At 40.9% G+C, this 11774-nt stretch carries 19 protein-coding genes; 5 read left to right on the forward strand and 14 right to left on the reverse strand.

All coding sequences use genetic code 11. The features are described 5' to 3' along the window. Positions 1–135: 135 nt before the first annotated feature. From R7P72_RS17730 to R7P72_RS17760, 7 genes are all read right to left on the reverse strand, one after another. Positions 136–777, reverse strand: a complete 642-nt coding sequence (locus R7P72_RS17730) for an alanine--tRNA ligase-related protein (protein WP_005377082.1) — start codon at positions 775–777, stop codon at positions 136–138. Between the two features lie 153 nt (positions 778–930). Then, positions 931–1464, reverse strand: a complete 534-nt coding sequence (locus R7P72_RS17735) for a GNAT family N-acetyltransferase (RefSeq protein WP_005377081.1) — start codon at positions 1462–1464, stop codon at positions 931–933. Positions 1465–1720: 256 nt separating this feature from the next. Further along, the gene (locus tag R7P72_RS17740; RefSeq protein ID WP_005377080.1) at positions 1721–2281 is read right to left on the reverse strand and encodes a sugar O-acetyltransferase; all 561 of its coding nucleotides are present in this window, start codon (positions 2279–2281) and stop codon (positions 1721–1723) included. Between the two features lie 133 nt (positions 2282–2414). Further along, complete coding sequence (locus tag R7P72_RS17745) at positions 2415–2828, reverse strand: RDD family protein (RefSeq protein WP_031778951.1); 414 nt, start codon at positions 2826–2828, stop codon at positions 2415–2417. A gap of 141 nt (positions 2829–2969) precedes the next feature. Beyond that, positions 2970–3578: a pyridoxamine 5'-phosphate oxidase family protein gene (locus R7P72_RS17750; RefSeq protein ID WP_005377078.1), complete on the reverse strand. Its 609-nt coding sequence runs from the start codon at positions 3576–3578 to the stop codon at positions 2970–2972. A 143-nt stretch (positions 3579–3721) separates the two neighbouring features. Further along, the gene (locus tag R7P72_RS17755; protein WP_005377076.1) at positions 3722–4123 is read right to left on the reverse strand and encodes a DUF2007 domain-containing protein; all 402 of its coding nucleotides are present in this window, start codon (positions 4121–4123) and stop codon (positions 3722–3724) included. A 104-nt stretch (positions 4124–4227) separates the two neighbouring features. After that, entirely contained in the window at positions 4228–4749 is a 522-nt protein-coding gene (locus R7P72_RS17760) for a GNAT family N-acetyltransferase (RefSeq protein ID WP_005377075.1), read from the reverse strand. Between the two features lie 267 nt (positions 4750–5016). Between R7P72_RS17760 and R7P72_RS17765 the strand changes: the two genes are divergently transcribed. Beyond that, positions 5017–5496, forward strand: coding sequence for a hypothetical protein (locus tag R7P72_RS17765; protein ID WP_021033918.1), 480 nt, complete (start codon positions 5017–5019; stop codon positions 5494–5496). Positions 5497–5696: 200 nt separating this feature from the next. Here R7P72_RS17765 and R7P72_RS17770 read toward each other — a convergent pair whose 3' ends face one another. Together R7P72_RS17770 and R7P72_RS17775 are read right to left on the reverse strand one after the other, a co-directional pair. Further along, the gene (locus R7P72_RS17770; protein ID WP_005377069.1) at positions 5697–5903 is read right to left on the reverse strand and encodes a hypothetical protein; all 207 of its coding nucleotides are present in this window, start codon (positions 5901–5903) and stop codon (positions 5697–5699) included. 279 nt (positions 5904–6182) lie between these two features. Next, positions 6183–6677 carry a GNAT family N-acetyltransferase gene (locus R7P72_RS17775; RefSeq protein ID WP_005377068.1) on the reverse strand — a complete coding sequence of 165 codons (495 nt, stop codon included), beginning with the start codon at positions 6675–6677 and terminating at the stop codon, positions 6183–6185. Positions 6678–6877: 200 nt separating this feature from the next. Here R7P72_RS17775 and R7P72_RS17780 point away from each other — a divergent pair, with 200 nt between their 5' ends. After that, entirely contained in the window at positions 6878–7162 is a 285-nt protein-coding gene (locus R7P72_RS17780) for a type II toxin-antitoxin system RelB/DinJ family antitoxin (RefSeq protein WP_005487956.1), read from the forward strand. Continuing rightward, the gene (locus R7P72_RS17785; RefSeq protein ID WP_005377065.1) at positions 7159–7437 is read left to right on the forward strand and encodes a type II toxin-antitoxin system mRNA interferase toxin, RelE/StbE family; all 279 of its coding nucleotides are present in this window, start codon (positions 7159–7161) and stop codon (positions 7435–7437) included. The genes R7P72_RS17780 and R7P72_RS17785 overlap by 4 nt, the downstream gene beginning before the upstream one ends. Before the next feature lie 150 nt (positions 7438–7587). On the opposite strand, the gene R7P72_RS17790 is transcribed toward R7P72_RS17785, so the two are convergent. The 5 genes from R7P72_RS17790 to R7P72_RS17810 all read right to left on the reverse strand — a co-directional run bounded on the left by R7P72_RS17790 (position 7588) and on the right by R7P72_RS17810 (position 10970). Continuing rightward, on the reverse strand, positions 7588–8058 hold the full coding sequence (locus R7P72_RS17790; RefSeq protein WP_005377057.1) for a GNAT family N-acetyltransferase: 471 nt from the start codon (positions 8056–8058) through the stop codon (positions 7588–7590). A gap of 156 nt (positions 8059–8214) precedes the next feature. After that, the gene (locus R7P72_RS17795; RefSeq protein ID WP_005377056.1) at positions 8215–8646 is read right to left on the reverse strand and encodes a T6SS immunity protein Tdi1 domain-containing protein; all 432 of its coding nucleotides are present in this window, start codon (positions 8644–8646) and stop codon (positions 8215–8217) included. A 168-nt stretch (positions 8647–8814) separates the two neighbouring features. Further along, positions 8815–9774 (reverse strand): phosphotransferase, encoded by a 960-nt coding sequence (locus R7P72_RS17800; RefSeq protein WP_042524270.1) that lies wholly within the window; start codon positions 9772–9774, stop codon positions 8815–8817. A gap of 142 nt (positions 9775–9916) precedes the next feature. After that, positions 9917–10132 carry a hypothetical protein gene (locus R7P72_RS17805; protein ID WP_258476664.1) on the reverse strand — a complete coding sequence of 72 codons (216 nt, stop codon included), beginning with the start codon at positions 10130–10132 and terminating at the stop codon, positions 9917–9919. Between the two features lie 523 nt (positions 10133–10655). Then, the gene (locus R7P72_RS17810; protein WP_171343458.1) at positions 10656–10970 is read right to left on the reverse strand and encodes a hypothetical protein; all 315 of its coding nucleotides are present in this window, start codon (positions 10968–10970) and stop codon (positions 10656–10658) included. A gap of 190 nt (positions 10971–11160) precedes the next feature. Between R7P72_RS17810 and R7P72_RS17815 the strand changes: the two genes are divergently transcribed. Beyond that, positions 11161–11409, forward strand: coding sequence for a type II toxin-antitoxin system Phd/YefM family antitoxin (locus R7P72_RS17815; protein ID WP_005377003.1), 249 nt, complete (start codon positions 11161–11163; stop codon positions 11407–11409). Then, a complete protein-coding gene (locus R7P72_RS17820) occupies positions 11399–11689 on the forward strand; it encodes a type II toxin-antitoxin system RelE family toxin (protein ID WP_005377002.1) in 291 nt (96 codons plus the stop codon). The genes R7P72_RS17815 and R7P72_RS17820 overlap by 11 nt, the downstream gene beginning before the upstream one ends. Positions 11690–11774: the final 85 nt, after the last annotated feature.

The raw sequence follows: 11774 nt of genomic DNA on the forward strand, positions 1-11774 counted from the left end.
CATCCTCTCGCCCCTGTAACCTTTCGTTAAGAAGTAGCCAACACGCCCTCAATCTCAACCATCATATCGCAAATGTGAATCTCACATGAATTAAAATGCCACGTGTTAGGAATCTATTTCTAATGCCCTATCGACTTACGAGCATAAGGTTATCTCTACCCTTTCTTTGCCTTTACCGATGTTCTTGCGTTTTAATTGAATTTGGCCGACTTCTGATGTGCGCTTTAAATGAGTGCCACCGCAAGGTACTTGCGCAAACCCATCCACTCTCCAATACCTTCTTTCGCTCTCTTGATCGGAAAAGTCACTAATAATAACTGAATCAGAGTTAATCAAATCTTGCACATCAGTTTCAATTTCTTTCAATAGCGGGCCAATACTTTCAGACCACTCGAAATCTATGCGACTCTTATTTTCAGAAATATGCGCGCCTATCTTAACAATGCCTTCCCGACGCTGATAAAACATCTCGAGCACCACTTCAGCCGCAAAGTGTAGCTTCATTAAGGCGTATCTACGCTTCCAATCAATATTCGTAGTTACAATGTCACCAAGAGTAAAATTGGGAGAGGATTCCAATGTGTAAATAAGTCGAACACCTAACTTTTGAGCAATCAAAACCGGAATACCATTAATCGTTCCTTTATCACTCTCTTGGCCTCCAGACTCTGCAAAGAAGATAGTCTGGTCCAATTCAACCTTATTTCCGTCTACATTGGTCACTCTTGAGTTAAGTTCTGTTTGGTAGGGATTAACCCAAAATAATTTCTCGCTCATGCTGCTATCCTTGCAGTAAGTCCTATCCTTGATAGTACATTCAGTGACCACCAAGTCAATTCAAGAAACCTCGCCGTCAAGTGTAAGGCTGTGTATTGAGTACGAGCAGGCTAGATCTATTAGATGCTTTTAAGGCCGGGTACTAAACGCTGCCTAGGGGTTAGCTAACAACCCGTAAATTGCGGAATCTGAGACTACTCCATTCACTTCCCAACGCTGCCTTAGGAAACCTTCCTTTATAAAACCTAACCGTTCCAAGACTTTACCTGAAGAAGCATTGTCTGGATCTATCTCAGCCTCGATTCGACGTAGATTCAGTGTTTTGAAGGCGTGTTCGATTAATGCAGTTCCCGCCTCTAATACAATGCCTTTACCCCAGAAATGACGACTAACGCCAAAGCCAATTTCTGCGCGCCTAGACTCTTTCACGTGATTAAACAGCATTATCTTACCCAGAAGTTGGCCATTGCTCTTTAGGAAGATGCCTAGTGTCACTTCTGTATTGCTATTCATGGCCTGTGTACTCTTGGCTATAAATGTCCGCGCTTCTTCAATTGAAACCCAAGGGCCAGAGTTCCAATATTTCATGACCTCATGGTCTGAGAAGATGTCAAACAATTCGCTTGCATCATCTTCAACTAGCTCTCTTAGAATTAATCGTTCCGTTTCAATCTTTGTTACTAACATTTTGGGGTCAGCCTTTTGGTTTGTTATTGGTGACGAAAATCCAATAAAAGTGTGAGACACGTAATACAAATGATTTCGTATGAGACTTTTAAACAAGCTCAACGCACGACAAAAGCGCCACGTGTAACGACTCTGTATTGAAGCAAATTTTAGACATTCAAGTGCGTCAACAAGTAACCGTTGAACGCATCAAAGCTTGGGGTGAGTTGATCACAAGTCCTAAACTCAGGCTCAAAATAGTCCATATACTTTATTATCACTTAGTGACGATTTCCTTCAGTACTCTGGCTGGGTTGCCACCAACAACGACATTGTCTCTAAAACTCTTTGTAACGACTGCGCCAGAGGCTACCACCACGTTGTTCCCAAGTGTTACGCCAGGGTTGATTACGGCATGGCCACCTATCCAACAATTGTCACCAATGTTTATGGGCTTTGCTAGCTCTAAACCACTGTTCCTCTCGATAGGATCTAAGGGATGAGTCGCAGTATAAATGCCAACTTGAGGCCCAAGTAAACAGTTATCACCAAACTTAACTTCCGCAACATCCAAAATCACACAACCAAAATTAGCGTAAAAATTATCTCCAACGTGAATGTTGGATCCGTAGTCGCAATTGAAAGAAGATTCAACATGAATATCGTCCCCTGTTGTGCCGAACAAGCGCTTAGTTATTTGAACTCGCTTTTGTTTATGCTCAACGGACGTGGCATTCAATTTTTCAGTTAGTAACCTAGCGCTCAACCTTAACTTTAATAACTCTTCATCACTTGGGTCATAAAGCTCACCTGCTAACATTTTCTCTTTTTCTGACATAAAACTTGGACTCCAATACCAATTTTCTTACAACGCTACATTAAGTATGTGAGTAACGCTACCTCCTAAGCGAGGCTGTTCCACCACGAAAACAAAGCCCGACTTGAACCCTAGTCCTCAGCGCTATCACAAACTAGTGCACTACCACCACCGTTCTCACTAACTTATCACCGAGACGTTGCCTCTTTTTACCAAGAATGAAAATTGAGTCAATAAAACCGAAGAATGGAGTAATAACATTTCGAAAGAGCGACTGAAAAATATTGCACTTTTTACCCGTTCTTGCACTTATAACTGCAATGCCCAAAAGTTTTTTACCCACACTTTGACCATTTGGTAAACAATCAGAAAAAAGGTAATACGATACAGTCGCAGTTACTGCTGTAGCGCGCACAAGCTCTTTTTCAATACCGATTTCTAAGCCGACCCATAAAACGAGAGTAAAAATGCTAAAACTGACAAAAAGATCAATCATTTGTCCAACACACCTAACTCCCGGACTAGCCAAAACGTAATTTTCTAGAGTAAATTTTTCTGCATTTTTCATTCTAAAATTTGGACTAACAATTGCTTATTGGTGAACTAACATTATTGAGACAGTAACATCCCCACTAAACCTAATCCATACTTCCGCATAGTACGGTCGAATCTGATTTTTCTATCTTTTCAATATATTACCACGCTTGTTCTAAAGGCTAGATTGGTAATATTTCAACATTTCTTCTTGATTAAGCGCTTTACTTTCTAACTTTTGTTGATCTTTAAAGATTTGAGCTAATGAAGGGAGAATTGAGCGATTTACTTTATAGTCATCAGACCAAAGTTTCCCTCTCATCACCGCTTTCGCACAATGAAAGTACATACTCTCTATGACTATTTTGATAACAACCTTAGGATCTTTACTTCCATCGGGGCAAGCAGATATCAAGTTGGCGTCGGTGTGAATACTTGCGATTCCTTTAATACGGAGCACTTCATCAATACCATTTACCATCAATAACAACCCTACCTTGGGGTTACTAATGATATTTTTTAGACTATCGATACGATTGTTCCCCGAGCTATCAGGGAGCAACAATGTTGATTCATCTAAAACTTTTACGAAGCCAGGCTCCCCTCCTTTAGGAGAAAGATCGATATGCCCTTGTGAATCAGCGGTACTTAGAACTGCAAAATGGCAGTTATTAATTAATGTAATCGCATGAACATCCAGCACAGGCAGAGCTTTATTTTTAGCTCTCGCACTTGGCTCTGCGTAAATTTCTTTTAACTGCTCTATTGTTTTAATTTCACTCATTCAATGTTATTCCTTCACTATCGTATAATGCTTTGCTTGTAAGCAAGCAGTAACTCTGACTTCTTGTATAGGCACTAGACCTAACTCATCGTAAAAATACTACGAGTACAAGTTGTCTCTTTAATGCCTTGTTATCTGAAGATTTAAAGTTTTTCACTAAACTCCCCACACTGCTTACACTTATAACCATGCTTGTAAAAAAACAGTGGAAAACCCAGTAAAATAAAAACTAAGAAAGCTGGGCGTTTACCTTTTGTAAATGCAAATAGATCTTTACTACCACATTTAGGGCAAACGTCTTTTTCTTCATCAACGTCAACTTCATTTCCCAATGATTCTGAGAAATCGCTACTAAGTATTTGTTTCGCATCTTCTGCATCACTTTCGGCCACCATCAGACGGACGCCGCCTATTGCATTTGAATAAAGCCACTGAGTATTTACCGTGTGCTCGTCAGCGATGTAACTTTCTATTCCGACACTATCTAGGCTTGCTCTCGCAATATGAGCTTCATGAGGAAAAGAAAACCTTGCTACTACAATCACATATTGCTCCTTGTGGGAAAGCGCTCCCGTAAGGTATAAGAAACGCTAATTGGAAATGCTATGTGTAGTATTTCTTTTTGAACAACTTATTAGCCCACTACAGACTAGTACATATACCCTAACCAATCTATATGGCCAACAGCCCAAGTTTTGCCGCTGATAGGTTTAACATATAAATCATCTAGTTGCTCTACAGCAACACCGTAATTTTTATGTTCATGAACGCGCAACCAAGAACTTAGAGAGTTAAGGCGCTGATAACCATTAGCCACATAAAAACGCTCCAAATCGGAGACTAAAATGATGAAGTCGACATCTTTAGTGGACGCATACTCGCTGAGTTGAGACAACATTGTTGTGCCAATACCTTGTCTTTGAACTTTGCTCTCGACACAAAAGTCACTCACACCTAATACTTTATAAATTTCATCACCAACGCGAACAACTCTGTAGTCTAATCCCATGTAACCAACTAACTGATCACCTTCGTAATTCAGAACTCTCATATGCGGGAGTTGCTTATAGTAAGAGCGAGTAACTTGGTGTTCAGGAAACGACTGGTTTCTAAGCGCTTCAATTGCATTATGCTGCGCTTTAGATAATTCGATTTCTGGGTAAATATCCATATTTGACCTTTGAGTATTAATGACCTTTTGGTTACGATCCCTGTCGTTGAGTTTAACTCCGAGCGTGTCCTAACCTTGTGGAACATTGACAAATAACATAGAGTTTCTCAAAACACTACTTACAACATTTTTACTGCAAACCAATCGAAGTTGCTTAAGAACAAACACTACTTCATAGCAATGCCTACGGACCAAGCATTTGCAGCTTCTTACCCACACCCTATTCCGCCATCTGGAATTATTTTAATTACACAACGTGGGTACTCAATGTTGGTAAAAGCATTTACCGATGATTTTTCATGGCAAGTCCAAGAACAATTGGCAGATGCATATTTCGAAGCACAGAGAGTACTATCATCGGCGGAGCAACTATTAAACCAAGCTAATTTGCTAGTTCAACATGACCAACGAATTAACAACTTAGAAAAGGCTCAGTTAAATACACAAGCTCACATTTCTAGAACAAATGCCGAAGTTACAAAAGCCAATCAAAAAGCCGACGATGCATTTAAAGCGGCAAATGCTGCATTAGAGCATAAATTTGGAGATAAGGATTACTACACAGTTATCGCTTATTGTAACTCTAAAAATATCCCAATCATTCTGACCTTAGCAAAAGCTAAAGGTTTGGAAGCTAGAGCTTACACCCAAAAAATTGGAGGTAAGATCAATAAAGTTCCTGATGAACGTTGGGGACAAGTAAATGCGTATCATATTGCAGTTTTAGACCACGTTTTTAAACAGTGATTTATATCGGGAGTCCTCTGCTGAGGGCTCCAATTCCCCGTAATAAGGCTGACGCCCAGCTAAGGGGTGAGCAACGCAATACAAAAGCCGCCGCAAGCCGCCTTAATCACTAAAATCAACGCATGGTGAAAATGACACGCGTTGCGAATCCCTCTTGAACAGTTTGTTATGTGCGTACTTACGTTATGCACCAAACTGTTTTATACGCTTAGCGCCAATAAAAACTGATACTTACTTTGTTGAAGTAAGTCTAAATGGCGCTCAAACATGGGTACGCCATTGGATAAAGAAAGGGGGTAGACGAGTCCATTACCGACATACACCCCAACGTGTGCTCCGTATGAGTCAGTAGAGTCGTTGTACATCATGATATCTAGCGGCTTAAACTCAGTGACCACCTCACTCATCCCACCATTCACTAGAACGGTAGTTAGGTGGATTTAGACCGAAGTCTCTGAGCAGGTTATAAGCAAAGACCTGACAGTTAGCTCCAAGCGTTAAGTCTGAATCATCTTTGCAACCCGGAATGCGGGATGAAACGTATCTTACATTTTTGAATCTGTCGGGAATATCCATTTCCATTTTCTCCCAAAGCACATAACGCCGCATTAAGGTGTGAGCGGCGCTTGGCTATACTTGAGCGAAGCGAAACTGCCAAGCGTTGCGAATCACTCTTGAATGCTTTGTTATGTGCGTGCTAAACGGTAGCGCCTTACCGTACCCTCAATCTCATCTGTGTAGTTACCGAGGTATTCACCACCACAGTTTTCGATGACCTTTTGAGATGCGGGATTGTCAATTGAGCAAGTAACAATAACTGAATCAGTGACAACATGGTCTCGCACCCAAGAAAGCAGAAATGAGGCTACACCCTTACCACGAGCTGACGGTCTAGTTTCGTAGCCAATATGACCAATGACATTTTCTACGTTGGCATTAGTACCTTTGCGAACTCGGACTGCACCTAAAATTTCGGAGTTCGATACACAGTAGTAAGTTGTGCTAGGTAAATATCCCTTTGGTAACTCAGAGATTGCCTTTGAACGTTCGACCAAACCTGACAAATAAGCTGTCGGATCTTGCTCCACACCCGAATATTTTGGAATACCCGATTCTAGGCATTCTTTCGCATAACTCGCTAATATTGGGGCCAAATCAGGGTTGGCCTCTATCACTTCCATGTCAATTTTCCTCATAAGCACATAACGCCCAATTAAGGTGTGAGGCACGCAATACGATGCCCCCGCATACCACCTTATTCACTTAAACCAACGCATAGTAAAAATGCCACGCGTGCCGAATCACTCTTAAATTGTTTGTTAGTTGCCCATCTCAAAGCCTAGTGCTAACATTTGTACACACACCAACAAAGGAATAAATCATGGACACTAGAATTCAATTTCGTGTTGATGAAGAAACAAAACGCCTAGCTCAACAAATGGCTGAGAGCCAAGGTCGCACTCTGAGTGACGCATGCCGTGAACTTACTGAGCAACTTGCTGAACAACAAAGAAAAACATTGTCTCACGATGCATGGCTAACTGAACAAGTAAATCTAGCATTTGAGAAGTTTGACTCAGGAAAGTCCGTTTTCGTTGAGCACCAAAATGCTAAATCTCGAATGGAAGAGCGCAAAGCCAGAATCCGTAATCGAGGTAAGCAATGATTTTATGGGAAGAAGAGTCACTTAATGATCGTGAAAAGATCTTCGAGTTTCTCTATGACTTCAACCCTGATGCGGCAGAAAAAACTGACAACCTCATTGAAGCAAAAGTAGAAAACTTGCTTGAACAACCTTTAATGGGCGTACAACGAGATGGTATCCGCGGACGATTACTCATTATTCCTGAGATTTCGATGATTATCTCTTACTGGGTCGAGGGAGATATCATCCGAGTTATGCGTGTACTCCACCAGAAACAAAAATTCCCTACGGATTGATTGCTTCCTCTGGGGAATTAACGCCTTGTTAAGGTGTGAGGCACGCAATACCTAAGCTTCCGCATACCACCTTAACCACTAGAACTAACGCATAGTAAAAATGCCACGCGTGCCGAATCACTCTTGAACAATTTGTTATGTAGCCGACTTTCAGGTTAGTGCTTTCTGTCCAATTTGGATCTTGGGCTCAATACCAGCTTTGCGATACAAAGCTAGAGCTGATTCATTGAAAGAATATACTTCTAACCACAGCTCTTCTCCGCCGTTAGAAATAGCCCTTTCCTCAAATGCCTCTATTAGCGCCACTCCAACACCTTGACTCCTAAAGCATGAATCCACAACAATCTGTTCAACGTTTGCGATCTTTCGCTCTTTGAGCGTCCAAGACTTACGAACCCATAGCTCACCAAAAACAAAACCTACTAACTGCCCTTTGCTTTCGGCTACCAGAAAAATCGAGCTTTCACTTTTGATTATCTTGTGTAGGTCTATTTTTTGTTCAATTTCTTCCGGTGACAAAAAGTCATCAGGTAAATTTGCTTGATGATACTCATTAAGCTGAAACTGTAGTTTCTTGATAACACTGATATCTTCAATGCGAGCTTGCCGAATATTTAACATATATAAATCCTTTTAACTTACCGTCCTCTCGCGGCTACATAACGCCCTGCTAAGGGGTGAGCAACGCAATACCGAAGCCGCCGCATACCACCTTAACCACTAAATTCAACGCATAGTAAAAATGCCACGTGTTGCGAATCACTCTTAAACAGTTTGTTATGTGTTTGCGTGCTGAAGTTGAAAATGCAACTGAGACATTAGTGATTGATATACTTTCATAGTAAATACTTGCAAATTTTCCATACAAAACTCACCACCAATAACTGGATGCAGATTCCAACCTAAGCATTCGTCTTGTTTTGGTTGTAGCCCGTGTTCGAGCGCCAAGTCATACCAACTAGTTAAAAAGACATTATCACACCAATCTTGTGATTTATTCATTTTATTGTACTCATGAAAGTCCGAAGCAATTGTTTCATAGGTACCATCTAAAACCGATAACAATGAAATTGAGCCATCCACTTCACCAAATAGCCAGTCACCCATGATGGTTAGATACAAAGGTTTCCCTGTAGGATTAAGCAACCATTTCCACTGAGGTAACAAGGTATCTATTTCTACGTCCGAGACTTCCCAAATAAACTGCATTTTTATCTTTCTCACTCTGTTTAGAAACCCATTGACACATAACGCTCTGTTAAGTGGTGAGCAACGCATTACCGAAGCCATCGCACACCACCCTAATCACTAAAATCAACGCATAGTAAAAATGCCACGCGTTGCGAATCACTCTTAAACAGATTGTTATGTACCGCCTCAAAACAAGGCACTTTCAATTTGGAACCACTGCTCCATAAAAGGGATAAAGTCCCTTTGAGGTATGAACTTCTGTGCCGCTGTATTATTTTTTAAAAATACTTCCTCCAAAGCCCACACATGGTGGTCGGCGTAAACAGCCCACGCCTTTGCTCCATCGTTAAGCTCTAATCGGGATAGAGGCTTGACAGACAGATAGCCTTTTAATAAAGCTAATGACCTATGAAGCTCCAAATCGAACATATACATGCATGCTCTCGCCAACTCATAACCAGGAGGCATGTTTTGCACTAAATCCCAGTCGATCACATCGCTTACTGTGCAATTAGAATCAAAAAAGACATTGAAATGATGAAAGTCGCCGTGGATTAATTGCCTGCTTGTTAACGGGGTATATGAGTGCGTAGCTTCTGAGCTAGCTAGATAATCACGCTGTTGTTTTACTCTTCGTAGCACCGAGTTATTCATATCAAATTCACTATTTGTTTCAATAGCAGCGACTATTTTTTGTAGTCTATCGACCCAAGCACTTTTATCCCAAGAAAGCTCAATTGTTGGAAAGTCGTTTCCAACCTCGGAAGCGAGTTGAACATGCAGGTCAGCAAGGGCTTTTCCCAACTGAAAAGCATGAAACTCAGACAGAGCACTTTTTTCGATTAACGTTCCTTTTGCTTCAGGAAATAGAGCATAAAACTCATCACCTATTTTACAAAAGGAGTGGTGATCGCGCGTCAAAACAGGGGCAATTATAGTATTCAAATTTTGCGATAACTTTCTCAGCAGCTCATGTTCTAACTTGATCTTAGCAACATTGCGAACACTATATTTTCTAAGATAATAAGTCTCTGAGGATTGGATACGAAAAACATGATTCGTCGCACCAGCTGATTGACGTTTTATACTAGCGCCAGCACCAATCTGACTCCAGTTTTCACCAACCTTACGAACAAAATCACTCATAATTCCAGTTACCCCTTAGGTACATAACGCTGCGTTAAGTGGTGAACAACGCAACCACCCAACCTAAACTATTGTGCCGTAAACACTAAAGCCGATTCAAACCAAAACTGCCAAGCGTTGTGAATCCGTCTTAAACGCTTTGTTATGCGTTTTTTACCGCGTCAAAAAGACTTCTTTCACTATCTGACAAAGGGACTTCAGTCCATTTGGGTGCTATTGCATTTTTGTATTCTTTTGGAAGCTCATCTATTAAGCAATATAACCATGCTAACTTGAGTTCTTCTCTACTCATTTCATTCACAAACTGTGCTATTAATTTGCGTGCAACTTTAAGAAGACTGCGCTTCCATTGAGCCATCTCATTTAAGTTTGAGTTCTTTAAAATGTCATCAACTGTTGCCTTTCCATCTCTGGTTAGCTGTGAAACAGCATTAGGCCACAGCCATTTTAAAAACTCATACCCCTGTTTGTGTAACCACCGCTATGAGCAGATTTATAGGTTCTCATCAATCGCACATGAGCTTCGATTGTATATTTAGTCTTGCCACTCCTATGCTGCCAAATCGTATATATGACACCATAAAGGGCTATTAAAACAGCAGCTGTACCAGCAGAAAATGACCCCAAATTTGCCCAAGATGAAGCATCATCAGGAACTCCGAACTTAGATAGGTAAGTACCGAATGTCATAAGAATTATCGAAAGTAGTACAGCTATATGTTTGAACAATTTATTTTATCCTCTGATACGCATAACGCCCTGTTAAGGGGTGAGTAACGCAATACCGAAGCCACCGCACACCACCTTAATCACTTAAACCAACGCATAGTGAAAGTGCCACGCGTTGCGAATCCCTCTTGAACAGTTTGTTATACAAATGGTTAATTGGATTCTGCGGTCTCTTTAAAGACTAGGTTAAGAGGTTTAGCTAAAGAGTAAATCCACAAACCAAATGCTACAAAGCACCACATAAACAACGCTAGGAAAAAACTAAATATTGGCCACATTGCTAATGCTAGTAACAGACCTGATACACCCGTTACTGGTGTTTCTTCCCACTTTACAGTCTCCGCACCAAATATGGATGCGATGCCACACATTAAAAAGAAAACAAAGAAGCTTAAGCTAAAGCCGATAAAAAGCATTTTGAAAAGAGACCTTTTCGATATTTTCTTAACTGTAATTTCCATTTTCATCCCTGTATTTGTATAACGCCTTGCTAAGGTGTGAGCAACGCAATACCTTAGCCTCCGCATAATACCTTAAACACATAAACCGACGCATAGTAAAAATGCCACGCGTTGCGAATCACTCTTAAGCAACTTGTTATACCGCTTTGTTGAGGCTAAAATGACCAACATAAAGACCACTTAAGAGACCGATTATATGACCACTAGAATTTTAGCCGATGTTGCTGCAAGCATTACCGAATTGAAAGCTAACCCTATGAAAGTTGCAACTAGTGCTTATGGCGAACCTGTTGCAGTATTAAACCGAAATGAGCCAGCATTTTATTGCGTACCTGCCGAAGCGTACGAAATGATGATGGACAGACTCGAAGATCTTGAACTACTAGCTATCGCTAAAGAGCGTGAATCTGAAGAGAGCATTTCGGTAAATATTGATGACCTATAAACTCGACTTTAAAAAGAGCGCACTCAAAGAGTGGAAAAAGCTTGGCTCTACTCTGCAACAACAATTTAAGAAAAAGCTAATCGAGCGCTTAGATAACCCACATGTTCCAGCTTCAAAACTTTCTGGAGCTGACAACATGTATAAAATTAAGTTGCGTCAATCGGGCTACCGTCTCGTCTACAAAGTTGAAGACGATGTCATCATTGTAACCGTCTTAGCAGTCGGAAAACGAGAACGTAGCGATGTTTACCGTAAAGCCATGAAAAGGTTAGATGATTGATTGCGGTATAACGCGCAGTTAAGGTGTGAGAGACGCACATGCACCCTAACCTAAAATAAACTCTGATAAATCCGTGCCTATTTGG

The organism is Vibrio sp. Vb0888 (assembly GCF_033338835.1).
GTDB lineage: Bacteria > Pseudomonadota > Gammaproteobacteria > Enterobacterales > Vibrionaceae > Vibrio > Vibrio alginolyticus.

What these genes read in the sequence shown, in the direction of transcription:
- R7P72_RS17795 (WP_005377056.1), bottom strand. Translation starts at nt 8,646, where the DNA reads ATGCAGTTTATTTGGGAAGTCTCGGACGTAGAAATAGATACCTTGTTA.
- R7P72_RS17740 (WP_005377080.1), bottom strand. Translation starts at nt 2,281, where the DNA reads ATGTCAGAAAAAGAGAAAATGTTAGCAGGTGAGCTTTATGACCCAAGT.
- R7P72_RS17735 (WP_005377081.1), bottom strand. Translation starts at nt 1,464, where the DNA reads ATGTTAGTAACAAAGATTGAAACGGAACGATTAATTCTAAGAGAGCTA.
- R7P72_RS17760 (WP_005377075.1), bottom strand. Translation starts at nt 4,749, where the DNA reads ATGGATATTTACCCAGAAATCGAATTATCTAAAGCGCAGCATAATGCA.
- R7P72_RS17780 (WP_005487956.1), top strand. Translation starts at nt 6,878, where the DNA reads ATGGACACTAGAATTCAATTTCGTGTTGATGAAGAAACAAAACGCCTA.
- R7P72_RS17800 (WP_042524270.1), bottom strand. Translation starts at nt 9,774, where the DNA reads ATGAGTGATTTTGTTCGTAAGGTTGGTGAAAACTGGAGTCAGATTGGT.
- R7P72_RS17810 (WP_171343458.1), bottom strand. Translation starts at nt 10,970, where the DNA reads ATGAAAATGGAAATTACAGTTAAGAAAATATCGAAAAGGTCTCTTTTC.
- R7P72_RS17815 (WP_005377003.1), top strand. Translation starts at nt 11,161, where the DNA reads ATGACCACTAGAATTTTAGCCGATGTTGCTGCAAGCATTACCGAATTG.
- R7P72_RS17775 (WP_005377068.1), bottom strand. Translation starts at nt 6,677, where the DNA reads ATGGAAGTGATAGAGGCCAACCCTGATTTGGCCCCAATATTAGCGAGT.
- R7P72_RS17770 (WP_005377069.1), bottom strand. Translation starts at nt 5,903, where the DNA reads ATGAGTGAGGTGGTCACTGAGTTTAAGCCGCTAGATATCATGATGTAC.
- R7P72_RS17785 (WP_005377065.1), top strand. Translation starts at nt 7,159, where the DNA reads ATGATTTTATGGGAAGAAGAGTCACTTAATGATCGTGAAAAGATCTTC.
- R7P72_RS17805 (WP_258476664.1), bottom strand. Translation starts at nt 10,132, where the DNA reads ATGGCTCAATGGAAGCGCAGTCTTCTTAAAGTTGCACGCAAATTAATA.
- R7P72_RS17820 (WP_005377002.1), top strand. Translation starts at nt 11,399, where the DNA reads ATGACCTATAAACTCGACTTTAAAAAGAGCGCACTCAAAGAGTGGAAA.
- R7P72_RS17790 (WP_005377057.1), bottom strand. Translation starts at nt 8,058, where the DNA reads ATGTTAAATATTCGGCAAGCTCGCATTGAAGATATCAGTGTTATCAAG.
- R7P72_RS17765 (WP_021033918.1), top strand. Translation starts at nt 5,017, where the DNA reads ATGTTGGTAAAAGCATTTACCGATGATTTTTCATGGCAAGTCCAAGAA.
- R7P72_RS17750 (WP_005377078.1), bottom strand. Translation starts at nt 3,578, where the DNA reads ATGAGTGAAATTAAAACAATAGAGCAGTTAAAAGAAATTTACGCAGAG.
- R7P72_RS17745 (WP_031778951.1), bottom strand. Translation starts at nt 2,828, where the DNA reads ATGAAAAATGCAGAAAAATTTACTCTAGAAAATTACGTTTTGGCTAGT.
- R7P72_RS17730 (WP_005377082.1), bottom strand. Translation starts at nt 777, where the DNA reads ATGAGCGAGAAATTATTTTGGGTTAATCCCTACCAAACAGAACTTAAC.